Raw genomic sequence first — 21,824 nt, forward strand, 5'->3', positions numbered from 1 at the left:
CCGTGCATTGGTAGGACGTCAGCAAGGTCAGCGTGGTTGGTTTCCTGCCGGCGTTCATGCGTTGCCCTCCCGCATTTGTCTGATGACCGGGTCGAACATTGCGAAATAGGCCGGCTGTGCCTCGGACGCGCCAGCTATCACCAGGGCGATGCGCGCTATCAGCGGACCTGCCTCGAGCACGGTCTGGTCGGACGACTCGCCGGCCCAGCGCCCGCGCGCGCTCGGCCGTGTCGGAATTGCCGGGTTTGCATCGGGCTGCAGCATGTGGGCAAGGCCGGCCGGAATCAGCACGTCGCGAATTCCGGCCTGGGTGCGGCAAACCTCGGACATCACCGCCTTCCATGGCGCGCTGTAGAGCGCCAGCATCATCAACGCGTCGGCGATATCCAGGCGGTCCAGTCCGTCGACTGCCGTCCGCGCTTCATCCGCCACCTGAGCTGGCTCACAATTCAGCATTTCGGCGACCGCCTCATTGGCGAACACCGTGGCGAGCAATGCCTCGAGACGGCAGCGCCGGTCGACAATGCTCCAGAACAGCCGCTGAGCAAGCGGCCGGCGCGGGGTGGGAAATCCTATGCAAAGCAGCCGCCGGACATGGTGCCGCTCGCTTTTTTCGATCGCATCCAACGCATCAAGCGGCGCCTCGACCGCATTGAGGACGGCGCGATCGCTAAGGAGACAGGATACGAGCCGAGAGACCGAATGGCGGGCAGGGATCAGCGTTTCCTCGTCGGCCCCGACATCGATGATCAGCGGTTGGCGCCCCGGCTTTCTTTTCAGTTGCAGATTGATCCGCTCGCGCCCACCCGCGGCAAGCATGATCTCCATCTCCACCGTTTCGTGCCGCGGGCTCGCAACATGCAGTCTGAACTTGCCGGGCGGCAAAGCCCTGAACAGCAAACCGTCGAAGGCGCGGGCGTAGCGAAGGATGCGCCATGTGCGTCCGCTGTCGAGATGGGTCAGTACCGGGAACATGTTTCCTTGCGGAAGCCGTCCGTCTTCGTCGCGTATTTCCAGCTCAAGACAGCACGCGACGGTCGACGACGTCGCTTGGTCAACTGGAGAAAGCATACTCATGGGACGCCGCTCCTGCCGCATCGATATAACCACCGATGCTCCGAAAATCCGTCCTGGCCACAGAATTACACCCGCACTAAGAAATACTGACTAATAGATTCGAGATATATCTGTTGTGTATACAAATATAAATGCCGCACCGACTAAATATCAGCGCAGGTTTCAGCACTTTTCAAGATTTTTTTATTATATGTTACTCATATTACATTTTCAAGCGATCCAGTTGAAATTTTCATATCTTCCGGCGCGCCAGGCAGTCGCCGGCCGGTGTCGAAAAAGCCGGCCGCGATCACGCCTTCCTCGTCACGCTCCGCCAGCTCCGACCGCTTCGGTTCGCTCTCGGCCGAGATTTCATCCTTCTCGAGAAATCGCTTGAGCAGCCAATGATCGAGGCGTGCATCGACTTCCTTCGCGCACAAGCCTTTCGTGGCCGCGACGCAGACGTCGCAAATCGAGGCGTAGCCGTCAGGGTCGGAGGAGCGATCTGGGCTCATTTCCGCAATCGCCTCATGGAGTGCGCGCGGACCGAACTGATTTATGAACCGGAAATGCGTCCGCGTTTGCATCGCGTCAAACAGATCCGCGAGCGAACGCTCACGCACGTTGCCGACCGTGAAGCTCGCGATCTTGCCGCCGGCACAGCAGCACGCCTGAAAACTGCCGTCGGGGTAGATGACCGGTCGGTTCACCACTTCTTGGCAAGGCGTATACGTGTAGGTGGCGAGATCCGAGCGGTAGTGCTCTTCGGGGTATTCGGCGGCGCGTCCGAGGCCGACAAGCCTGCCAAACGAGAGGTTCACCCTCTGGGTCAATTCGGGCGGCACGGTATCGGTAGCCACCTGCCTGATGAACTCGTCCTCGTCGAAGAGGCGGATCTTCTCGGTGGGGATGCCGTAAAGTTGCGAGAACAGGGCGACAGGATCGCCCGGCATATTGAGGACCGTGTTGACGATGACCGGAAAGCCTGCTTCCCAGGCGATCTCGATTGCGCGACGGAAAACCTCGGCCGGAAGGAATTCCAGGTGAAATTTGTCGGCACTGAAATTGAGGGAATCAAGCCCGGCGAGCTGCAGCCGGTAGAGAAGGCGCCGGCCGGTGGCTTGATTGCGACCCCAAAAACCGTTGGTGATCACGCGTGTCGCAAATCCCAGCTGGTTGGCCACGCCAAGCAGGCGCTCCAGGTGGTGCGGGTACATCATCGGCTCGCCGCCGGTGAAGACGATCGTCGACGGCCTGGGATCGAGTGAGGCTGCCTCGGTGATGCAGCGCTCCGCCAATTCCATGGCCATGCTGTCGAAATTGTCCGGGCCGGAAAGGATGCCGCAATGGCGGCAGGCGATCGGGCAACGGTGCGTGAACATGATTCCCAGTTCGAGCGGGCGTTGAACGTCTGTGCCGGGTGCATTCATGGCGCGGCCTCCCGGTGACGGGGCTGCGCCGTCTTTGCCGTCGCCGCCCGCAGCCCGGCGTTCGACCAGACACCGCTGCCGGCCGCGCCCAAGAGCGTCGCGAGCGCGGCAAGCTCCTCGAGCCCGCCTTGATCGCCTTCCTCGCCATCCAACGGCTCCTCGATGATCTCGAAGCGGCCGTAGTCGAACGGCACGCCGGGGGCACGCTCGACCAGACGGATCCGTTCGCGCAGGCCCTGGCCCGCGAGCGTCAGTGCCCGGTGGTGGCAGAACGGGTTGTTCCCGGGACGCCCGAACAGCGCATGTGCCGTCCATGTGCAGCCCGCCTTGCAGCGATCGGCGTGTTCGCAGGTGGCGCAGAACCCCCACAGATCGGAGCGCGTCCTTGCGCCGAGGCCGCGTATACGCTCACTCGACCGCCACATGTCCTCGATAGAGCTGGTGCGCACCGAGCCCGCACCATAGTCGGCGCTCGGCAAGGAGGGACAGCCCTTCAATGTGCCATCGGCTTCAAGGCCCAGCGCAGCCTGGCCCGCGAGGCAACCGCTCCATGTATGCCCGTCGGCGCCGCCGTAGCGCAGATAGGGCTCGTGCGGACCGAAATAGCCGATGTTGTTGCCAGGGAAGAGCTGGACGCCGCCCGGCTCCAGCACCGTCCGCTTGAGCCTTGCGAGCAGCGGCATCACGTTGAGCATATCGTAGGGCTGCAGCAGCAGGTCCGGACGGTCTGCCGCGCGGCCGAGAGCGACCGTCAGCTGCACTTGCCAGGCGCTCGCGCCGATCTCGACCAACAGGTCGGCAAGCGCCGGCAATTCCGGCAGGCTAAGCCGGTTGATCTGGGTGTTGACGCTGAGGCCGATCCGGCCGGTGGCCATGATCCGTTTTGCTGCGTCGAGTGCTGCTTCGTAGCTGCCGATGCGGCCGCGAAGGTGGTCGTGCGTCGCGCCGATGCCGTCGATCGACACGCCGATCCGCCTGATGCCGGCCGCGAGCGCTTCCTGGATGCGGAAATCATCGAAGCGATATCCGCCGGTCACCATGGTGCAGGCCATTCCAGCCTTGGTGACGGCGCTGGCGATGTCGACCCAGTCATCCCGCAAATAGGCCTCGCCGCCGATCAAAGTGACCTCGCGAACGCCAAGCGCCGCAAGCTGCTTCACGGTGTCGAGCGCCTCCTCGAGCGTCAGCTCGCCAGGGCGTTCGGCGCCTGCCCGCGAACCGCAATGCCGGCATCCGAGATCGCACTTCAGCGTGATTTCCCAGACGCAGACGCGTGGTGGCTCGGACGGCCCGGACCACCAGCGCACGGTCTTCGTCGGATCACCATCGTAGACGTCAAGCATTGGGGCGCACCATCACTTCACACGAGCGAGAAAGGCGGCGAGCATGTCGGCGTTCACGCCCTCGATGGCAACGCCATCCGGCCCGACGATGGAGAAGCTGAGCTTCTCCTTGGGAAAGCGAGCCAGTTCGCGCAGTGACCTCAACTGCTCGACCGATGTCATGGCCAATGATCCGGCGGCCGCCACCTGCGTAGATGAGGACGTCACCACGGAGACGCCGTAGATGACCACCGCCGAGGCAACCGACACGTCGATCCCGGGTTTGCCGCCCGCGGCTGCCGAACCCTTCCAACCGATCACGCCGAACCGCTCCCACAACTCCCCGGCCGTCAACGTCTCCGGCTTGGCCCGTGCGAACTCGTCTTGCCACTCTCGCCCCGAAAACACGTGTTCGAGTTTCTTCAGCAGATCCCGTTCGTCGATGCGGTCGGGAAGCGCCAGCACGTCGGGGTTCAGCCCCTCTTCGGACAACACGTGCTTGGGCGATTGGACAAAGCGGTGGCGAAAGTCCTTGTCCTTGCGCAACCGGTTGATGAAACTCGCCGCTTCGGTTCCCATGACAAGCTCCTTGTACTTCGCATGCTTGCGGGGTCGGGCCGCTCAGCGCAGGCGGCCGACCAGCGCCTTGATCGCTTCGATGCCGAGGCCGTGCAGTGATCTCCCGTCCGGTCCGCTCACCGCAAAACTGAGGGCCCTTGCTGGCAGCCGGGTCAGTTTGCGCAACCGGCCGAGACGCGCCAACTCCACATCCGTGCGGGCTGCGCTGCCCTGCGCCGTAACAAGGGATATGACGGAGGTGGTTGCCGTCGTACCGTAGATGATGCTCGTCGCTGGGATCGACGGCGACGCAAGATCATAGTTGACGCGGATGAAATTGAACCTGTCCCAAAGTTCCTGTGCCGATGCATGCCTCAGTGTGGCCGCATCCGGCGGAGCGGAGGATATTTGCGCGTCGATACGCCGTTCCAGCGCGTCGAAATCGATCTTGGAAGGCAGGTCAAGGAGGTCTGGATCGAGCCCGCTCGCGCGAAGAACGCCGCGCGGATCATCGGCGAATGCCTGCCGGAACGCTTTGTCCCTGTGGAGCTTCTTTATGAAATCTGCATAAGGCGACACCATAGGTTCCCCCTACGCTGAGCGCGTTGGCCATGCCTCTCGAATGTGACAATCGTCAGTTTGCCAGCGTAATATTGTTTCCAAATTCGCGGCGGAAACTTAAAGATTACTACCCTATCGCGAGTTTTCAGGCAAGAAAAGTACGTTATTTTACCGTTGCTAATGTGAGTTAAGAAAGGGTTTACAATCAGGCTCACAATCGAATGCGAGGCCGTGTTTGGCCATGCCGTTGATCCTGACGCCGATTCGGGGCAGCATTCCCTGGCGGTAGCGCGAGCGGACGCGGCGCTGCGAACCGGCCGCCTGAACTGGCAAATGGTCGAACAGGGAGACCTCTCATTCACGGAAGGCTGATAGCGCTCGTTGTGATGGTATTGAGCGGCATCGTCGCGGCACTCTTCACGTCGCCGAATGCACGCATTGCGGTTCACTGGTCGGCGTCGGGCGAAGCGGACGTCTTTGCGGGCCGCTGGGTCGCATTGCTTGGTGCGCCGGTGCTGCTCGCCGTGCTGTGGATGGTTCTGCGCCTGTGGCCTGGGCGGCAGGTCGAGAACAGGCAGGCAGCCGGCGAACCCGCAAGAAGTTTTGCGCCGGACCATGCGTGGCTCATCGGCCTTTTGCTGCTCATCCTGCTGCAGGCCTTCTTGATTGCTTCGGCGTTTGGATTCCAGACGAACCGCCTTCGGCTGATGCCGATCATCCTCGGCGTGATCATGATCGTCGTCGGTGCTCGAATGCCGCTCCTGCAGCCCAACCGATGGTTCGGCATCAGAACACCCTGGACCCTTGCGGATCGGGACGTCTGGACGAGAACTCACCGATTCGGCGGCCCCGTCTTTCGGGCGGCCGGGCTGCTCACTGTGTCGCTGCCTCTTTTCGGCTTGTCGGACGATCGCGTCGGCCCGGCGGTGCTGGCTATTCTGCTGGCCGCAGCACTCATATGTGTGGCCTATTCGTGGTGGACATCCCGGCGCCAGAACGGCTCAGGGTGATACGCAGTCCAGGCTGGATCCGTTCAGCAGTCTAAGCCACGCTTTTGGCTGAGGGCGGCTCGATGAACCGCCGACCGGGCGGTGAGGCACCGGCCGCCGCGATTGCCCCTGCTTTTTCGCGCCGCTGCGCGGCAATCCCTGCATACCGCCCCGGTGCAACTGACCGGGAACGATCGCAAGCAGCGGGACGCCGGGCGCACCTGGGAGCAACCGGCGTCCCGACACGTCTGATCCCGCGGCCGGGGCGCCACGGTCCCTAGGTGAAGGAGTAAGGTCGATTGACAACGATCCTACTAGAAGGTAGGCATGTTGCATGAGCAATCTTGTCATGACCTCCGATCAGATCCTCTCGTCCGCGCGCAACTTCATTGTTTCGGGCGGCTACAACGGCTTCAGCTATGCTGATATCGCTGAGGTGGTAGGGATCCGCAAGGCGAGTATCCACCATCATTTCCCCAGCAAAGTCGACCTTGTTCGCACGCTTGTGGCGCGCCATCGCGAGCGTACCGAGGCCAGCATGGCAGATCTGGAAAGTAAACTCCCTGATCCGCTTGCACTGCTTCAAACCTATGCTGGCTACTGGGCAAAATGCATTGAAGACGCGAGCATCCCGTTTTGCGTCTGCGCGCTGCTTGCCAGCGAACTCCCGGCACTCCCGCCTGAGGTTGCCGTCGAGGTGCGGGCCTACTTTCGATTTCTGTCGTCCTGGTTGACCAAGGTCATGGAGCGGGGCGCTGAACAGGGCGTTCTCAAATTCGCCGGCTCTGCGGAGCTGGAGGCAGAGACTTTCATGGCGACTGTCCATGGCGCGATGTTGTCGGCGCGTGCCTATGGCAGCCCTGCCATCTTTGGCGCGATCCTGACGTCGACCTTGCAGCGCTTATCGGCGAAGGTTCACTGACAAGTTATTTGCGCGGCATGGCGGCGAGCCGCCGCAACCAAATTCGCATCTCACAGGGACCGTTGAGACCTCCAGTGCATCGGTGCTGAAAGTAGCAACTTAGGGTCGGCCATTTCGTATGGCCAATACGGTTCACGATCTCCGCCACCGCTTGGTTGATCGGTCGTGCCGAGCTCCGGTCGCCCAGCCCCTGCCGTCCGGGACGGCGTCAAACCGCCAAGAAAGTGGTTGACGTCACAATATCTACCTTCTAGTAGGTAGTCGACAATATCAAGCGCGAAGGAGAAATCGAAATGCTTGCTAAGACGACTGAAGCCAACCTGGTCCAATCCTCAACCGCCTGGCTCAAAAGCTACTATTTCACACGCTTTGCCGTTTCGACCGCCTGGGTCCTCCTGGCCTTCACGGTAGCCAAGGCAATGCCTCCCCTGGCAGCCATCATGCTGGTCGCCTATCCGGCTTGGGATGCGCTGGCCAATTTCATCGACGCCCAGCGCACCGGCGGCTTGAACCGCAACAAGACGCAGTTGCTCAACTTCGTCATCAGCATCATCACGACGGTAGCGGTCGCCATTGCTCTCGGAAAAGATATGAACACGGTGCTCGCCGTCTTCGGCGTCTGGGCGGTCCTGTCGGGCCTTTTTCAGCTTGCAACCGCGGTCAGGCGCTGGAAGTCCGGCGCGCAGTGGGCAATGGTGTTGAGCGGCGCTCAGTCGGCACTGGCAGGCATTTTCTTTGTGAAGATGGCGGGCAGTGCGGCGACGATCGACATCACCAACATCGCTCCCTATGCGGCCTTCGGCGCCTTCTACTTCCTCGTTTCCGCTGTCTGGTTGACGGTAAGTGATGCGCGGCGCAAGTCGGCTCAAGCGGCTGGCTGAAGAGCGTCAAACGCTCCTGTCCTCCAAGCCCCTCAATCGGAGCGCTGCCCTGCAAGGTCGGCGCTTGCATGATGCGGCGGCGTGTAATGCCTTGTTTTGATGGAAACCGCGATCACTCGCTCATATTCTGAAGCGCATCATGCTTGATTATTTCGACGCAGCGCAGGCTGACCAAGCGAATGATGCCCTTTTCCTTCAGCCTGGTGAATATTCTTGAGACCGTCTCGATGGTGAGGCCGAGATAGTCGCCAATGTCGACGCGCGACATCGGCAGTTCGACCTGCCGAAGCGCGCCTTGGCGCTCCGCCATATCGACTAGGAACGCTGCGACGCGCTCGATGGCGTTCTGGCGGCCGAGGACCAGCAGATGCTCCTGCGCCCTGGTCAGCCCCTTGAGCGCCAACGGCAGCAACTGATGAGACATGTCAGCCCCGGCGGCAATGCGGAAGACGCGGACCCCGGTGGCGTTGATTGCTTCGGCGAAGAAATGATGCGTCGTGTCTGCTTCGAAGCCAAATGTCTCTCCCGCAAGGTGGAAGGCGCTTATCTGCCGGCGACCGTCGGCGAGCAGGCGGTACACACGAACGGCCCCAAACTCGATTTGGTAGAAAGCTCCGGCCTTCTCGCCCTGGGCATAGATTTCCGCACCGGCGGGAAAGAAGCTAAGCGGCTGCACTGGGGCCGGGTCGAATGCCGTCGGCAGGCTCGGCTGGGCAAAATGCGACGGCAGCGAAATTTTGGAGGTCGTGTAGGCGTGCATGGCTGTTTCCCCGGTTGATCAGTGTCACAGCAATCGCTCGAATCCGCGCCGCGCGAAATTCGGTTATGTCCCTACGGGATACTACCTAGACTCCCCTTGTCGTGACGATTTCGACAGCGTTGTCAGCCGGGAATTTTCGGCAGGGTTGCCCATAGCCAGCGAACGCATTGTGATCCAGGCGTTCGGCCTTCGGCACCTGATACAAACGCGTTTGCGGTGGATCAAAGCTCGCATTGTTCGTCGCCACTATGAATGGCGCAAACGACCGCCCGCCATACGCCGGGTTGACGGCCACCTCGCTGCAATCTGGTCCGGCGGTCATGAACCGAATGGCGCTCGAATGCGTTGGTCGTCCATTCGGGGCGATTTCGATGAATAGCGGCGCATGTCGCGATCCGACGGCATTCGCAAATGGGGGCTATGGGAGCCAGACATGACCGAGCACACGACGACAGCAACCCCCGGCAGGCGGCTGTCCGAACGCCAGTTGCACGACATCAATGCATACTGGCGCGCCGCCAACTATCTGACGATCGGGCAGATTTACCTGCTCGACAATCCGCTGCTCCGGGAGCCTTTGCGCCTGGAACACGTGAAGCCGCGTCTGCTCGGCCACTGGGGAACATCGCCGGGCCTGAGTTTCATCTATGCCCATCTCAACCGCGCCATCCGGCTCAGGGATGCAAACGTGATCTACGTCTGCGGACCGGGTCATGGCGGTCCGGCGATGGTCGCCAATGCCTATATCGAAGGCACTTACAGCGAGCTTAGTCCGGACATATCCCTGGACGAACAAGGCATGCGCAAACTGTTCCGGCAGTTCTCCTTTCCGGGCGGAATTCCAAGCCATGCAGCGCCCGATGTGCCGGGCTCGATCCACGAGGGTGGCGAACTGGGCTACGCGCTTTCTCATGCCTTTGGCGCAGCCTTCGACAATCCGGACCTTGTCGTTGCCTGCGTTGTCGGTGACGGTGAAGCGGAGACCGGGCCATTGGCTGCCGCGTGGCATTCAAACAAGTTTCTCAACCCGGCGCGTGACGGGGCAGTGCTGCCGATCCTGCATCTGAACGGCTACAAGATCGCCAATCCCACTATCCTTGCCCGCATTCCCGAAGAGGAACTGCGCGCGCTGTTCACCGGCTATGGCTATGACCCACTTTTCGTCGAGGGCGATGACCCGACGTTGATGCACGAGCGAATGGCAACAGTGCTCGACGATGCGCTGGACCGCATCGAAGTGATCCAGAAAGGTGCGCGCGGCGGATCTGCCGACGCGGGGTTGCGGCCGAAGTGGCCCATGATCGTGCTGCGCAGCCCGAAGGGCTGGACCGGTCCGAAGGAAGTCGACGGGCTGAAGACCGAAGGCTTCTGGCGTGCGCACCAGGTCCCGTTGTCTGGCCTTGCGGAAAATCCGGCGCATCTGACGATGCTCGAGGAGTGGCTGAAAAGCTACCGGCCGGATGAGTTGTTCGATGCCGCTGGTGCCCCTGTCGAGGCGATCCGTGCCACCACGCCGCAAGCCGCGCGGCGCATGAGCGCCAGTCCGCATGCCAATGGCGGCCTGCTGCGCCGGACCCTCGATTTGCCCGGGCTGCAGGACCATGCAGTGGCCGTCGCTCGGCCCGGCGCGGTGAAGGCCGAGTCAACACGTGTAATGGGCAGCTTCCTTCGAGCTGTGATGGAACTGAACGAGGCCGCGAAGAACTTCCGCATCGTCGGCCCTGACGAGACGGCCTCGAACCGGCTTCAGGACGTGTTCGAAGCCACCGAGCGCGCCTGGATGGAAAAGATCCTGCCCGAAGACGTTCATCTCGGCCGCGACGGCAGGGTCATGGAAATCCTCTCCGAGCACACCTGCCAGGGCTGGCTCGAAGGCTATCTTTTGACCGGGCGGCATGGCCTGTTTTCCTGTTACGAGGCGTTTATCCACATCGTCGATTCCATGTTCAACCAGCATGCGAAATGGCTTGATGCCTGCCGTGACATCCCGTGGCGGCGGCCGGTCGCCTCGCTGAACTATCTGCTGTCGAGCCATGTCTGGCACCAGGAGCACAATGGCTTCAGCCATCAGGATCCCGGCTTCATCGATGTCGCCCTCAACAAGAAGGCCGACATTGTGCGCGTCTATCTGCCGCCGGATGCCAACACCTTGCTTTGCGTGACCGATCACGTGCTGCAGACATGGAATCGGATCAACGTCATCGTCGCCGGCAAGCCGCCGTCGTGGCAATGGCTGCCGATGGACAAGGCCATCGTCCATTGCCGGGCAGGGATCGGTATATGGGACTGGGCATCGACCGAGAACGGCGACGAGCCAGACGTCGTGATGGCGTGCGCCGGCGACGTTCCGACCCTCGAAACGCTGGCAGCGGTGCAGATCCTGCGGCATCACGTTCCTGAGCTCAGGATCAGGGTGGTCAACGTCGTGGACCTGATGACCCTGCAGCCCAAGGAATATCATCCACACGGCCTGTCGGCCCGCGATTTCGATGCATTGTTCACCACCGGCAAGCCTGTCATCTTCGCCTATCACGGCTACCCGTGGACCATCCACCGGCTTACCTATCGGCGCACCAATCACGACAACATCCATGTCCGCGGTTACAATGAGGAAGGCACGACCACCACCCCCTTCGACATGACGGTCCTGAACGGCCTCGACCGGTTTCACCTCGTGCAAAGCGTGCTTGACTGGGTTCCGCAACTCAGGAGCGTGCGGGTTGGCCTGAAGCAGGCAATGGAGAGCAAGCTGCTCGAGCATCGAGCCTATATCCGGGCTCATGGCCAGGACATGCCGGAAATACTCGGCTGGAAGTGGGATCAGGATCCCGATGCGGCATCGACAGGTCGCCGCTGAGGACGAACGCATGACCGACGCTATCCTGGTCCTCAACGGCGGTTCCTCCAGCTTGAAGTTCGCTGTCTTCGAGGAACGCAACGCGCTTCCCCTGCTTTTGCGCGGCAACGTCTTGTCGCTGGCGGGGCACCCGCGACTGCGTGTCGAGGCCACTGCGGGTGAGCCTTTGACAGACAAAAGCCTGGGCGACGGACCGATCGACATTGGCAAGGCATTCGCGGCCGTCGCCTCTGTGCTTGCCGATCGCAACCTGCTGCGCCGCATCGGCAGGGTCGGGCACAGGATCGTCCATGGTGGCCGCAATTTCACCGGAGCGACGCTGCTCGATGGGCCCACGCTCGACGCACTGCGCCTGCTCGAGCCGCTCGCGCCAATCCATCAAAGGATCAATCTCCAGCTTGTCGCCCTGGCCGCTGAGTTCCTGCCGCGAGCCCTCCAGGTCGGATGCTTCGACACGGCATTCCATTCGGCCCGGCCGGAGGTCGCCAAAATCTACGGCCTGCCGCGCGCCATGACCGAGACGGGCATCGTTTCCTATGGCTTTCACGGCCTGTCCTACAGCCATATCGCTTCAGAGCTGCGCGACCGCTACGGCGCGCGGGCTGGAGGCCGAGCGATCGTTGCCCATCTGGGCAGTGGTGCCAGCCTCTGCGCCATGGACTCCGGACGAAGTATCGCCACGACGATGGGGTTTTCGACGCTGGACGGCCTGGTGATGAGCACGCGTTGCGGCGCCCTGGACCCGGGGATAATCCTCCATTTGCTGGAGGACGGTAAGCTGTCGCCCAATGAACTGGTCACGCTTCTCTATGAGCAATCCGGCCTGCTCGGAGTGTCGGGGATATCCGGAGACATGCGCACGCTGATCGGTTCCGAGGATCCTGCCGCCGCCGAGGCGATCGATCTCTTCGTCCATCGAATCGGGCGCGAGATCGGGTCGCTGGCGGCTGCCCTCGGAGGTCTGGATACGCTGGTGTTCACGGCCGGTATCGGCGAGAACGCGCCGTTGGTCCGGGAGAAGATCGGTGCCGCGGCCGGTTGGCTCGGCGTCGGCATCGACCATGAGTTGAACCGGAGAGGCGAGGGCGTGATCAGCCTTGCCGATTCCAGCGTCAACGTGCTTGTCATTCCCACGGATGAAGAGAGGGCAGTCGCCAGTGATGTACAGGCTGCATCCCAGGCGGCATCGCGGCGCGCGACCTGACGGGTAGGCCTCCCGTGCCGGACAAATGACTTGGCCCGTTCGTCCGGCTCGCGCATTTTGTTCAAGCCGCTCGCCTCGTGCTTCCAGGCGTAATACCTCTAAGGCCGTTCGACCCTTGCCACCTGATAGGTGTGCATGGTGCCGTTGCGTTCGATGGACACGTATTCGCCGGTGACGAAACGTTCGTCGCCGAGGTGGAAGCCGATCTCGTCATCGCGGTCGCCTTCTGCATAGTCGAAGTACCACTGTCCACCGGGCTTGCGCCGCAGAAGACCGACCAAGTCTTCTTCGTCAGCACGAAAACGGCGAACGCGGCAGGAACCCTGGTGCGACTTCCACTCGTCGGCGTCGATCCGACCGTCGCTCTTCAACGGGGCGAGCACATCATAGCCCTCTTCGCGATCGCCGCCCGGATGGCCCTTCTCGCGGGCAAGCAGCAGCCGGACATGCCGGAACTTCGGGGTAAGATCTTTCAGATCGGTCATGGCGAACTCCTTGACGGAGTTCATAGCGCGACGACCGGATTTGGCCTTGATCCCGATCAAAGGGGCCGTCGTTTCTGCGCAGTCAGAAGGTCGCTAGCAGCACCATGGCGCAGTAACCGGCGGCTGCAGCGATCAGGGTCGCCACGGCCAACGGCAACCAGAACCTGACCGGGCCGGCAACGACCGCCAGCGAGACGCGACCGGTCGCGTTTGCCGCCAGCGCCGCCAGCACTGCCTGCCCCACGGTTTCGACAGGGACCGAATGCCTGACCAGGCGCAACGCGCTGAGCACCGAGACGTCGACATCGAACGTTCCGGCAAGCGCCGAGCTCGCCAGCAAGCCGCGCCCGCCGAATTGACCCGCCAGTGCGGCGCTGGCGGTCGAGACCACTGCAAAGAGCAGCGCAAAGAGCAGCAATGGACCGAGTTCGAATGGATTGCGCGTCAGCCCACCACCTTTTTGATCCCCGCCGACGCGCACCAACAGAAATGCGCCGCAGGCCGCGAAGGCGAATGCCGCCGCAATCGCGGGAATGCCGGCTGGGACGAATACGCTCGGTTGGATGATCAAAACCACCACGCAAACGCGCAGCGATGAGACCATCGCTGCCAGCGAAGCTGCCCCTGCCAGCGGTAGCGGATTGCTCGACGACGTCGCGTTGCGGGCAAGCGCCACGGTCACGGCTGTGGAGGAGACGATTGCACCGACGAGCGAGCTGACGAGCAGACCCCGCGTGGTTCCAAGAACGCGAACGGCGACATAGCCAGCGAACGATATCGACGCCATCAGCACCGTAAGGAACCAGACCTCCCAAGGATTGAAACCGCCCCATGGGTCCATGGTCCGGTTCGGCAGCAAGGGCAGGACAATCGCGGTCATTACCGCCAGGATCAACGCCGAACGAAGCTCGATCCAGGTCAGTCGTCGCAACAGGCCGTGCAGGACCTCGCGACTGGCAAGTACCGCCGCGAGCGCGGCCCCTCCAGCGCAAGCAACCCGATAGTCGCCGGCTACACAGAGTGCGCCGAGCGCGAACACGCCCAGGCCGGCCATGACCGAGGTGACGCTGAAATCCTGGTCATGAGCAGCTTCTCGCGCCTTGTACCACGCGAAGATCGCGGCAAAGGCGATAAACCCCCCGACCAGCACCGAAACCGCGTCAACGGCTTCGGCCAGCGCTGCCAGAATGCCACCGAGCAGGCCGGATATGCCGAAGGTTCGAATACCGGCCGTACGGCTGCGATCCGGTGCATCCCGCTCCCGCCAGCCACGCTCCAGTCCGACGAGCAGGCCGATTGCCAAGGCGAGTCCGAGCCGGGCGATGAGCGGATCCATGGGAGGCAGTTTACTCGCCCGCTTCCCTGCCCGACACCTGCTGAATCAGAATTCGGAAGAACACAGGTGACGCGCTGTCTGAAACGGGAGGTATTGCCGGCTTGAGGGCACCGGGCTCCCACCAGTCCGCGTGCTTGCTGAGCACGGACCATGCATGGTCGCGCTCGACCTTGTGGCCGATCTGATCCGGCAGTTCCTCATAGCGGCCGTCGACCACCACGCTTCTCCATCCTCGCCCTTTGCCGCGTTCATCGACCTCAACGCACACCAGCGGGTTGCCTCGCATCCACTCGATCTTCTTGCCTGGCATCGAAAACGCGTAAAGGTGATTGTCTGAATGGGCATAGTGTATCGGCACGACGTAAGGCTGGCCGTCCTTCGCGCATGCCAAACGACCGATCCGGTTGGCGGTCAGCAATTTCGTGCATTCCAAGGCAGAAAGGTTACGGATCAGCATCGGTGCGATCTCCTACTTTTTCGAGGTGGCCCCGTGCTGACGCTCAGTCTCATCTGTACGGCGGCCGGCGGGCTTCTTGAGATTCTTGCGTTGGCGGGTCGCTTGCCGCAGGGCAGCTTCGTCCATTGCGGCGACAACAGAGCTGTCGGAAAGCTGAGGGAACGACAAGTAGTGGTAGCCCAGTGCACCGAACCGCGCTGGTTGACTAAGGCAAACCACCCGGTCGGCTTCGCCAGCCAATTCCGATATCGTATCGCGCGGTGAAACAGGAACTGCTACGACGACCTCCTTGGGGGCTCGTTTTCTCAGGGCACGAATGGCAACCTTGATCGTCGTTCCTGTTGCCGCGCCGTCATCGACGATGATCGCCGTCTTCCCCGCGATCGATAAGGGTGCATGCTTTGCTCGATAGGCGAGCCGGCGACGTTCAAGCTCGGGTCGTTCCTGCGCGATCAAGGCGCGAAGTGCGTCATCATCGAGCGAGTAGGCTTCGACAATCTCCCGGTTCAGCACGATGTCCGGAGGATCGCCGTCTACGATTGCGGCAATGGCCAGTTCGGGATTTCCCGGCGCGCCTACCTTGCGCACGATAATCAGATCAAGCGGTGCCTTCAGAGCTTTGGCCACTTCGGCGGCGACCGGAACGCCGCCACGCGGCAGCGCGAGCACGACGGGCTGGCGCAATTGAAGCTTGCCCAGTTCGATGCCGAGCTTCTCTCCAGCCTCTTTGCGGTCTCGGAACATCGTCAGTCCGCCGGCCAGAGTTGATGAAGTGACTTCCTCATCGAATTCCTCACCTGGGTGATCTCGCCATGCGATATATGGCGATCGAGGAGCTTGAAAACTGCACCGATCGCAGTGTCGAAATCGACTTCGTCATCGTAGCCGAAACCGCTTCTGACATCGATGATGAAGTCTCGCTTCGTTCGCTTGCAGGCAGGTGCTTTCGTTGGCTGCCAGCCCTCGAAATAGATGCCGCGAACCAAGGCAGGGAGCTGCGCTGCAAGGTCGGCAGTTTCCGCAGGCGACAACCAGTCTCGCAGCGTATGCAGAACGGATTTCAGCAGCCGGTACGCGCTCGGCTCGCTCCAGCAGAGGTCCCTGGCGAGTTCGTTGACCCACTGCTGAGCCTGCTGCGCGGCGTGGGAAAAGCCAGAAAATGATGTGTGAGACATTTGGGTCATGTCAATTGCTCGCTTCCAATCCCGGGAGTGCGTGAGCATCGCGCCGGATCAATTTCCTGCATCCGACCCACTGCCGGCGATGCCCGATCGGTGGTCGGCATGCGCCGTCAGTCGGCCCGGATCGTATCGTCCAATGTTGCCAGAACCGATCCGGGTTCGATCACGGCATTCACGGGGGCCATGATCGTCGCGCGACCGCTTGCCGGCGACACGATCTCATGCAGCGCGTCTTCAATTCGAACCTCGGCTATTCTATCGCCAGCCTTGATCGTGGTGCCGCTGGCAACGAACCATCGTTCCACAATGCCCTCGGGAAGCATGCTGGACGCCCACAGCGCTTCATCGACCTTGATTTCGTGCATCGCGTTTCTCCTTATGAGCAGGGAAAGTAGCCCAACCGCCAAGATGGACATTGATCGCGATCAAAAGGTGCGGTTCGGCAGACGCAGGGCAGCCAGCTCAAGGCTGCATTCGGGTGTCGAAAACTGATTCAAATCAAGGCGAGGCATGCCATCTCGCGCATCCTAGGGGGATGTGGAAGCCGATCCTAAGCGCTCCGTTCGACAGCGATCTCGAACTGGCCGTCCTCGACGAGGATGGCGAGCATGCGCTTGTATTTCCCTGCATGAAGACGCGGAAAGGATGGAGGAACGCCGCGACCGGCGCCTATCTCGACATCCACCCGACCCATTGGCGCGACTGGGTGCCGGACAAGACACCGGCAGATATCGGCAACTCTATCTCTCGGTCGCCCTAGTGCTTGGGATCCACGATGAGTGCCATGCGAACCAGATGCGACAGGCTGCTCGCGGCCATCTTGCTCATGACATTGGCGCGATGGATTTCGACAGTGCGCGGGCTGATCCCCAGATCATAGGCGATTGTCTTGTTCGGCAGACCCGACACAAGTCCATCCAGCACCTGCCGCTCCCGATCCGATAGTGTAGACAGACGCCCGCGGATTTCCGCGGATTGCGGGTGCGTTGCATCTATCCTATTGCGATTGGCCAAGGCGGAGCGGATCGCGTCGATCAGCATCTCGTCGTCGAACGGCTTTTCGATGAAATCAGCAGCGCCTTCCTTCATCGCCTGGACGGCGAGTGCCACATCGGCATGGCCAGTCATGACAATAACCGGAAGCCTATGTCCGCGAGTCCGAAGCTGTCGCAGGAACTCGATGCCGTCGATACCCGGCATGCGCACATCGGTCACGATACAGCCATCAATATTGTCTGTCGTCGCGGCCAGAAAGGCTGTCGCTGATTCATGCAGGCGCACGGCAAAGTCGGCTGTGGCGAGAAGAAACCCAAGCGACTTGCGGACGTCGACGTCGTCGTCGACGACATGCACAAGATCATTGCCGGCCATTGGCGACCTCTTCCTTCTCAACGATGCGCAATGTGAACCGGAATGCTGTTCCTCCGGTGGGCATTGGCTCGGCCCAGATGTGGCCGCCATGCGACTCGACGATGGTACGGCAAATGGAGAGTCCGACCCCCATCCCTTGCTTCTTGGTTGTGACGAAGGGCTGGAAAAGTTGGGCCGAGACTTCTGGCGCAAGGCCGGTGCCTGTATCCGTCACGCTTACCTCGGCCATCCCATCCTCCCGTGCGACGGTCCTCACGTGTAACTCGCGGCGCGGTACACCTTGCATGGCTTCCACCGCGTTGCGCATGAGGTTGAGCAAAACCTGCTGAATCTGGATGCGGTCGGTCAACACCAGCTCGGCGGCGGGATCAAGCTCGTAGCTGACGCGGACATCGATCTCCCTTGCGCCGACCAGGGCGAGCGACGAAGCTTCCTCGATCAGCGCCGGCAGTCGTTCGACCCGACGCTCGCTTTCGCCCCGCGCAACAAAGTCCCTCAGGTGACGAATGACATTTCCTGCCCTCAGGGCCTGCTCAGCCGCCTTTTCCACGGCATCGCGCAGCATAGGGGCGTTCTCTTCCGTACTCTTCTCGAGCAGCCGGCGGCTGCCCTTGAGGTAGTTCGTGATGGCCGTCAGTGGCTGATTGATCTCATGTGCAAGCGTCGAGGCCATTTCGCCGAGCGCGGTAAATCGCGCCATGTGGAGCAATTCCTGCTGCTGCTCCTGTATTCTCGCTTCCGCCCGATGGCGCTCGGTCAGGTCGCGGCAAAAGCCGGTGAAGAAGCGTCCCGTTCCCGGGTGCATCTCGCCGACTGAAAGCTCCATGGGGAAGGTCGAACCGTCCTTGCGCATCCCGGTGACGGTGCGACCAAGCCCGATGATCCGGCGCTCCCCCGTCGTCAGATAGCGGTGCAGGTAGGCATCATGTTCGCCACGATACGGCGCCGGCATCAGCAGGCTGACATTCTGGCCTATGACTTCGCTGGACTTGTAACCGAACAGCGTTTCCGCGGCCGTGCTGAAGGATTGGATGTGGCCTTGTTCGTCGATGACGACCATTGCGTCTGGCACCGTTGCCAGGATCGAGCGCAGATGATCCTCACGCAACCGAAGTGCGGCATTCGCAAAGGACAGTTCGCTGACATCGGTGCCTTCGACGAAGATGGCCGTGATGCGACCATCGTCGGCCTTGATCGGCTGGTAGACGAAATCCAGGATGCGCTCTTCTGCCGGTTCGTCGTTGTTGTTGCGAAGGGCAATCTTCATGCCCTGGCCTCTGTACGGTTCGCCGGTCTTGTACACTTGGTCCAGCTGTTCGAAGAAGCCTTGACCTTCCAACTCTGGAAGGGCCTCGCGCACCGACTTTCCGATCACCCGCCTGTGGCCGATCAGCCGTTGGTAGGCAGCATTGGTCAGTTCGAAGACATGGTCCGGCTCGCGCATCAGAGCCATGAAGCCCGGAGCCTGCTCGAACATTTGCGACAAGACTGATTTCAGCATCGCGCCGCCGGCCGACAAAATAGGCGCTTCGTATTGGCTCACCTGAGATCCCTGGGCTCGATACGCCTGCAAGAGAGGCTAACTATCACTTCTCTCCGTACAGGCAAAACGGATCGAGGCCGACTTTTTTCGCACGGATGCAATTGGCGGGTTCTTTGACACGCATCAAGGCGTCGAGCGCCGATGGATGCCATTTCACCATCGTATTTCACCGGTCCAGCGAAAGGCCTCCATCATGTCCTACAAGTCAATCATCGTGAATCTTGCCGTGGATGCACCTCCGGCGGCCATGGTGAAATTGGGGATCGAGCTTGCGGAACGGTTTGGAGCCCGTCTTATCGGCCTGGCGGCAGCAGATGTCCCGCCACTGGTCGCGACAGGCGACGGCATGGTCTACGAAGGCGAGATCATGCAGATCCAGCGCACGGAGATCGAAAAGCGGCTTGCCGAACTGCGTGCCGAATTCGAGGAACTGGTTCCCGCTTCGATCTTTAGCGAATGGGGCCAAGCCGTTTGCAGCCCAACCCGCTTCCTCAGCGCTTCGGCCAGAGCCGCCGATCTTGTCGTTACCGGCAGCGGGAAAGGCGAAAATGTGTTTCGCGCCGTGGATGTCGGCAGCCTCGCACTTGGAATTGGACGGCCGGTCCTGGTCGCCGCGAGCAATGTCGAGCATGTCATGGCGAAAGCCGTGCTTGTTGCCTGGAAGGACACCCGGGAAGCGCGACGGGCGATGGTGGATGCATTGCCCTTCCTGGCCAAGGCCAACGAAGTTGTCGTTGCCACCATCGATACCGACCGCGACGAAAGCATTCGCGACAGTCTCGCCGACGTGGCGGTTTTTCTTGAGCATCACGGCATCATGGCACGGACCGAACTGATCGCCGGCGAGGCCGACGGCGACCGGCTGCTGGCATTCGCGCGCTCGATCCATGCGGACCTGATCGTCTCCGGCGCCTATGGTCATAGCCGTTTGCGGGAATGGGCATTCGGCGGCGTCACCCGCTCGCTGATCGAGGACAACGGCATCAATCGCTTGATGTCCTATTGAACGCGTGTCGCGTCAGCTTCTTCAAGTCGCCACACGCAGTCACAAGCTGGAACGATGGCCGAGCGTGCGTCGCGCTGTTGACCGAGATCAATGTAGTGGTCGCCAACATGGCGATGATGGCTGGGAAAGATGGCTGAGAAATAGGAGTGACCGACGTGACCTTTCTCGACTACCTGATTTCAGTGGACGCAAGGACAGCCCTGATGGGCCGTATGATGCGGAAGCTCGGCGTCGACAGACAATTGAAGATCGTCGCGGACCACGCAGCCGTTACAAATCGGGCGGTGGACCGCTGCCGCTCCTGCGGACACCAGGATGAATGCTCGAACTGGCTCGACGAACACCGGCAAGCGGATGATCCGCCGGATTACTGCCGTAACCGCGACCTGATCGCACGGCTGCAGCATGCGGCCGGCCGCCGATAGTGCTTTCAGCGCCAGACACGGGCTGGTGCGTATTTAGTGTCCTATAGCTTGCTTGCAGCAAAGAGGTCTGCGAATGCCGTTCGACGTTTGGGGCTGACGAGAGTCAACGCGTCAAACCGAGTTCTTCTGTGATACATTTGCATCCACGGGACCAGGCAGTTTTGGACACTCTATTTTTCCTGGAAGCATTTCTGCTCTTTATCGCGCCCGGGCCAACCAACGCTCTTCTGATGGCGGGGGCGGTCAAGCGCGAGAAGGCAAATACACTCCTGGTCGCACAGGCCTGCGGCTACGGGATCGCAGCGGCCTGCTGGCTTTTGCTGCGACCCTTGCTGCCGTCCGGCGCCATCCAGGTGCTCAAGCTGGCCGCAGCTGTATGGCTCGTAATTCTTGGCCTGCGTCTGATAGGCACCGACCGGGTCAACGCGTCCGACGGCGGCGATAGCCTTTCGGTTCTCGCAACCACTTCACTCAACCCGAAAGCCTTTATCTATTGTCTGGCAATCGTGCCGGTAGAAGCGGGACCGTACGAACTGGGCCTCTTCTGGATCGCGCTCCTGGTGACCACGGCTGCCACCGGGTCGATGTGGATCTTGCTCGGCAGGCGGCTGAACGGAGGCAAAAAAGTAGCAGACAGAGTCGCGGGCGCGGCACTTGTTCTATTCGCCCTGTTGCTGCTTCGACCGTTGATAGCGGTAGCCTTGATCTAGGGTCAACGCGGACATTTCGCCTCGAATGTCGGGTCGTGCAATGCGGAGTCCGCGAATTCTTTGGTGCTAACTAAGAGACGAGCACCACCGACAGGGGCCCCGGGCAGAAAAGCCTATCCTTCACTGCCTTTACGCCGGCGACGTTTTCGGCGGCGACAATGGCCGCCTGGCGCTCGCGTTCGTCGAAGATGGCGCCGCTCAGCTCCACCACCCCTTTGTCCACGGTCACGTCGATCATGTCCTTGCCGGCCCATTTCTGCCTCGCAAGCTCGGCGATGATGTCCTGGCGGATCCGTTCGTCGTCCCTGGCTGCCGAAGGGGCCGACAGGACGGTGAGCAGCGCACGCAGGATGTCGGAACGGGTGATGATGCCAACGACTTTCCCGTCGTCGACAACCGGAATGCGTTTCACGCGATGGCACGTCATGAGCTCGACGATCTCGGGCAGCGATACGCCCGGCGATGCCGTTACGACATCCGTCGTCATCACCTCCTCGATACGGCGTCCGTTGGCTTGAACATATTCGTCAGCGGCTCTTCCGGGGCTCACAAGAAACTCCAGCCAGCGTGAGCGTTTGCGGTTGGTGCCCAGTTCTCCCCGGCGGAGGAAATCGCCCTCGCTGACAATGCCCACCAGCGTGCCATCGCTGCGAATGACGGGAAGGCCACTGAACTTCTTGGAGAGCATCAACCCTGCCGCATCGGAGATCGATGCTGTTGGTTCTATTCCGATGACCGGAGCGGTCATTATGGCTGCGGCTTGCATGTCT

At 61.4% G+C, this 21,824-nt stretch carries 24 protein-coding genes; 9 read left to right on the top strand and 15 right to left on the bottom strand.

The window, feature by feature from the left end; genetic code table 11:
- Positions 1-54 precede the first annotated feature (54 nt).
- The 5 genes from AC1DZP_RS15125 to AC1DZP_RS15145 form a co-directional block, all read right to left on the bottom strand.
- Entirely contained in the window at positions 55-1,098 is a 1,044-nt protein-coding gene (locus AC1DZP_RS15125; RefSeq protein ID WP_477303432.1) for a hypothetical protein, read from the bottom strand.
- A gap of 176 nt (positions 1,099-1,274) precedes the next feature.
- Positions 1,275-2,486 (bottom strand): radical SAM/SPASM domain-containing protein, encoded by a 1,212-nt coding sequence (locus AC1DZP_RS15130; RefSeq protein ID WP_477303434.1) that lies wholly within the window; start codon positions 2,484-2,486, stop codon positions 1,275-1,277.
- A complete protein-coding gene (locus tag AC1DZP_RS15135; RefSeq protein WP_477303436.1) occupies positions 2,483-3,829 on the bottom strand; it encodes a radical SAM protein in 1,347 nt (448 codons plus the stop codon). Before AC1DZP_RS15135 ends, AC1DZP_RS15130 begins: the two co-directional genes overlap by 4 nt.
- A 12-nt stretch (positions 3,830-3,841) precedes the next feature.
- On the bottom strand, positions 3,842-4,387 hold the full coding sequence (locus tag AC1DZP_RS15140) for a hypothetical protein (RefSeq protein WP_457152875.1): 546 nt from the start codon (positions 4,385-4,387) through the stop codon (positions 3,842-3,844).
- Positions 4,388-4,429: 42 nt separating this feature from the next.
- A complete protein-coding gene (locus AC1DZP_RS15145; protein WP_477303439.1) occupies positions 4,430-4,948 on the bottom strand; it encodes a hypothetical protein in 519 nt (172 codons plus the stop codon).
- Positions 4,949-5,319: 371 nt separating this feature from the next.
- On the opposite strand from AC1DZP_RS15145, the gene AC1DZP_RS15150 reads away from it, so the two are divergent.
- The 3 genes from AC1DZP_RS15150 (at position 5,320) to AC1DZP_RS15160 (ending at position 7,719) form a co-directional block, all read left to right on the top strand.
- Positions 5,320-5,937 carry an SdpI family protein gene (locus AC1DZP_RS15150; RefSeq protein WP_477303441.1) on the top strand — a complete coding sequence of 206 codons (618 nt, stop codon included), beginning with the start codon at positions 5,320-5,322 and terminating at the stop codon, positions 5,935-5,937.
- A gap of 313 nt (positions 5,938-6,250) precedes the next feature.
- Entirely contained in the window at positions 6,251-6,838 is a 588-nt protein-coding gene (locus AC1DZP_RS15155; RefSeq protein WP_477303443.1) for a TetR/AcrR family transcriptional regulator, read from the top strand.
- Positions 6,839-7,131: 293 nt separating this feature from the next.
- Entirely contained in the window at positions 7,132-7,719 is a 588-nt protein-coding gene (locus AC1DZP_RS15160) for a DUF308 domain-containing protein (protein WP_457153082.1), read from the top strand.
- A 112-nt stretch (positions 7,720-7,831) separates the two neighbouring features.
- On the opposite strand, the gene AC1DZP_RS15165 is transcribed toward AC1DZP_RS15160, so the two are convergent.
- On the bottom strand, positions 7,832-8,479 hold the full coding sequence (locus tag AC1DZP_RS15165) for a helix-turn-helix domain-containing protein (RefSeq protein ID WP_477303445.1): 648 nt from the start codon (positions 8,477-8,479) through the stop codon (positions 7,832-7,834).
- 433 nt (positions 8,480-8,912) lie between these two features.
- Between AC1DZP_RS15165 and AC1DZP_RS15170 the strand changes: the two genes are divergently transcribed.
- Both AC1DZP_RS15170 and AC1DZP_RS15175 read left to right on the top strand, forming a co-directional pair.
- Positions 8,913-11,336: a phosphoketolase family protein gene (locus AC1DZP_RS15170; protein WP_477303447.1), complete on the top strand. Its 2,424-nt coding sequence runs from the start codon at positions 8,913-8,915 to the stop codon at positions 11,334-11,336.
- Between the two features lie 10 nt (positions 11,337-11,346).
- A complete protein-coding gene (locus AC1DZP_RS15175) occupies positions 11,347-12,540 on the top strand; it encodes an acetate/propionate family kinase (protein ID WP_477303449.1) in 1,194 nt (397 codons plus the stop codon).
- A 98-nt stretch (positions 12,541-12,638) separates the two neighbouring features.
- Here AC1DZP_RS15175 and AC1DZP_RS15180 read toward each other — a convergent pair whose 3' ends face one another.
- The 6 genes from AC1DZP_RS15180 to AC1DZP_RS15205 all read right to left on the bottom strand — a co-directional run bounded on the left by AC1DZP_RS15180 (position 12,639) and on the right by AC1DZP_RS15205 (position 16,364).
- Positions 12,639-13,025: a hypothetical protein gene (locus tag AC1DZP_RS15180; RefSeq protein WP_477303451.1), complete on the bottom strand. Its 387-nt coding sequence runs from the start codon at positions 13,023-13,025 to the stop codon at positions 12,639-12,641.
- A gap of 82 nt (positions 13,026-13,107) precedes the next feature.
- On the bottom strand, positions 13,108-14,361 hold the full coding sequence (locus AC1DZP_RS15185) for an MgtC/SapB family protein (protein WP_477303453.1): 1,254 nt from the start codon (positions 14,359-14,361) through the stop codon (positions 13,108-13,110).
- 10 nt (positions 14,362-14,371) lie between these two features.
- On the bottom strand, positions 14,372-14,818 hold the full coding sequence (locus AC1DZP_RS15190; protein ID WP_477303455.1) for a pyridoxamine 5'-phosphate oxidase family protein: 447 nt from the start codon (positions 14,816-14,818) through the stop codon (positions 14,372-14,374).
- Positions 14,819-14,830: 12 nt separating this feature from the next.
- Positions 14,831-15,562, bottom strand: a complete 732-nt coding sequence (locus AC1DZP_RS15195) for a phosphoribosyltransferase (protein ID WP_477303457.1) — start codon at positions 15,560-15,562, stop codon at positions 14,831-14,833.
- 2 nt (positions 15,563-15,564) lie between these two features.
- On the bottom strand, positions 15,565-16,002 hold the full coding sequence (locus AC1DZP_RS15200; RefSeq protein ID WP_477225690.1) for a DUF2267 domain-containing protein: 438 nt from the start codon (positions 16,000-16,002) through the stop codon (positions 15,565-15,567).
- 107 nt (positions 16,003-16,109) lie between these two features.
- Positions 16,110-16,364 carry a lipoyl domain-containing protein gene (locus AC1DZP_RS15205; protein ID WP_477225691.1) on the bottom strand — a complete coding sequence of 85 codons (255 nt, stop codon included), beginning with the start codon at positions 16,362-16,364 and terminating at the stop codon, positions 16,110-16,112.
- A 170-nt stretch (positions 16,365-16,534) separates the two neighbouring features.
- On the opposite strand from AC1DZP_RS15205, the gene AC1DZP_RS15210 reads away from it, so the two are divergent.
- Positions 16,535-16,759 carry a hypothetical protein gene (locus tag AC1DZP_RS15210; protein ID WP_457155418.1) on the top strand — a complete coding sequence of 75 codons (225 nt, stop codon included), beginning with the start codon at positions 16,535-16,537 and terminating at the stop codon, positions 16,757-16,759.
- On the opposite strand, the gene fixJ is transcribed toward AC1DZP_RS15210, so the two are convergent.
- A complete protein-coding gene (gene fixJ / locus AC1DZP_RS15215) occupies positions 16,756-17,370 on the bottom strand; it encodes a response regulator FixJ (protein ID WP_477225692.1) in 615 nt (204 codons plus the stop codon). The genes AC1DZP_RS15210 and fixJ overlap by 4 nt on opposite strands.
- Positions 17,357-18,871 carry a PAS domain S-box protein gene (locus tag AC1DZP_RS15220; RefSeq protein ID WP_477226404.1) on the bottom strand — a complete coding sequence of 505 codons (1,515 nt, stop codon included), beginning with the start codon at positions 18,869-18,871 and terminating at the stop codon, positions 17,357-17,359. The genes fixJ and AC1DZP_RS15220 overlap by 14 nt, the downstream gene beginning before the upstream one ends.
- Before the next feature lie 235 nt (positions 18,872-19,106).
- Here AC1DZP_RS15220 and AC1DZP_RS15225 point away from each other — a divergent pair, with 235 nt between their 5' ends.
- The 3 genes from AC1DZP_RS15225 (at position 19,107) to AC1DZP_RS15235 (ending at position 21,054) form a co-directional block, all read left to right on the top strand.
- Positions 19,107-19,919: a universal stress protein gene (locus AC1DZP_RS15225; protein WP_477303459.1), complete on the top strand. Its 813-nt coding sequence runs from the start codon at positions 19,107-19,109 to the stop codon at positions 19,917-19,919.
- A 146-nt stretch (positions 19,920-20,065) separates the two neighbouring features.
- Complete coding sequence (locus AC1DZP_RS15230) at positions 20,066-20,344, top strand: DUF6455 family protein (RefSeq protein ID WP_477225694.1); 279 nt, start codon at positions 20,066-20,068, stop codon at positions 20,342-20,344.
- Between the two features lie 161 nt (positions 20,345-20,505).
- Positions 20,506-21,054, top strand: coding sequence for a hypothetical protein (locus AC1DZP_RS15235; RefSeq protein WP_477225695.1), 549 nt, complete (start codon positions 20,506-20,508; stop codon positions 21,052-21,054).
- A 70-nt stretch (positions 21,055-21,124) separates the two neighbouring features.
- Here AC1DZP_RS15235 and AC1DZP_RS15240 read toward each other — a convergent pair whose 3' ends face one another.
- Positions 21,125-21,820, bottom strand: coding sequence for a CBS domain-containing protein (locus tag AC1DZP_RS15240; RefSeq protein WP_477225696.1), 696 nt, complete (start codon positions 21,818-21,820; stop codon positions 21,125-21,127).
- Positions 21,821-21,824 lie beyond the last annotated feature (4 nt).

This window comes from Mesorhizobium sp. P2_F8 (assembly GCF_056403655.1).

Bases quoted from the DNA above. Each gene is read 5' to 3' on its own strand.
- AC1DZP_RS15125 (WP_477303432.1), bottom strand. From the start codon at position 1,098: ATGCGGCAGGAGCGGCGTCCCATGAGTATGCTTTCTCCAGTTGACCAA.
- AC1DZP_RS15130 (WP_477303434.1), bottom strand. From the start codon at position 2,486: ATGAATGCACCCGGCACAGACGTTCAACGCCCGCTCGAACTGGGAATC.
- AC1DZP_RS15135 (WP_477303436.1), bottom strand. From the start codon at position 3,829: ATGCTTGACGTCTACGATGGTGATCCGACGAAGACCGTGCGCTGGTGG.
- AC1DZP_RS15140 (WP_457152875.1), bottom strand. From the start codon at position 4,387: ATGGGAACCGAAGCGGCGAGTTTCATCAACCGGTTGCGCAAGGACAAG.
- AC1DZP_RS15145 (WP_477303439.1), bottom strand. From the start codon at position 4,948: ATGGTGTCGCCTTATGCAGATTTCATAAAGAAGCTCCACAGGGACAAA.
- AC1DZP_RS15155 (WP_477303443.1), top strand. From the start codon at position 6,251: ATGAGCAATCTTGTCATGACCTCCGATCAGATCCTCTCGTCCGCGCGC.
- AC1DZP_RS15160 (WP_457153082.1), top strand. From the start codon at position 7,132: ATGCTTGCTAAGACGACTGAAGCCAACCTGGTCCAATCCTCAACCGCC.
- AC1DZP_RS15165 (WP_477303445.1), bottom strand. From the start codon at position 8,479: ATGCACGCCTACACGACCTCCAAAATTTCGCTGCCGTCGCATTTTGCC.
- AC1DZP_RS15170 (WP_477303447.1), top strand. From the start codon at position 8,913: ATGACCGAGCACACGACGACAGCAACCCCCGGCAGGCGGCTGTCCGAA.
- AC1DZP_RS15175 (WP_477303449.1), top strand. From the start codon at position 11,347: ATGACCGACGCTATCCTGGTCCTCAACGGCGGTTCCTCCAGCTTGAAG.
- AC1DZP_RS15180 (WP_477303451.1), bottom strand. From the start codon at position 13,025: ATGACCGATCTGAAAGATCTTACCCCGAAGTTCCGGCATGTCCGGCTG.
- AC1DZP_RS15185 (WP_477303453.1), bottom strand. From the start codon at position 14,361: ATGGATCCGCTCATCGCCCGGCTCGGACTCGCCTTGGCAATCGGCCTG.
- AC1DZP_RS15190 (WP_477303455.1), bottom strand. From the start codon at position 14,818: ATGCTGATCCGTAACCTTTCTGCCTTGGAATGCACGAAATTGCTGACC.
- AC1DZP_RS15195 (WP_477303457.1), bottom strand. From the start codon at position 15,562: ATGTTCCGAGACCGCAAAGAGGCTGGAGAGAAGCTCGGCATCGAACTG.
- AC1DZP_RS15200 (WP_477225690.1), bottom strand. From the start codon at position 16,002: ATGACCCAAATGTCTCACACATCATTTTCTGGCTTTTCCCACGCCGCG.
- AC1DZP_RS15205 (WP_477225691.1), bottom strand. From the start codon at position 16,364: ATGCACGAAATCAAGGTCGATGAAGCGCTGTGGGCGTCCAGCATGCTT.
- AC1DZP_RS15210 (WP_457155418.1), top strand. From the start codon at position 16,535: ATGTGGAAGCCGATCCTAAGCGCTCCGTTCGACAGCGATCTCGAACTG.
- fixJ (WP_477225692.1), bottom strand. From the start codon at position 17,370: ATGGCCGGCAATGATCTTGTGCATGTCGTCGACGACGACGTCGACGTC.
- AC1DZP_RS15220 (WP_477226404.1), bottom strand. From the start codon at position 18,871: ATGCTGAAATCAGTCTTGTCGCAAATGTTCGAGCAGGCTCCGGGCTTC.
- AC1DZP_RS15225 (WP_477303459.1), top strand. From the start codon at position 19,107: ATGTCCTACAAGTCAATCATCGTGAATCTTGCCGTGGATGCACCTCCG.
- AC1DZP_RS15240 (WP_477225696.1), bottom strand. From the start codon at position 21,820: ATGCAAGCCGCAGCCATAATGACCGCTCCGGTCATCGGAATAGAACCA.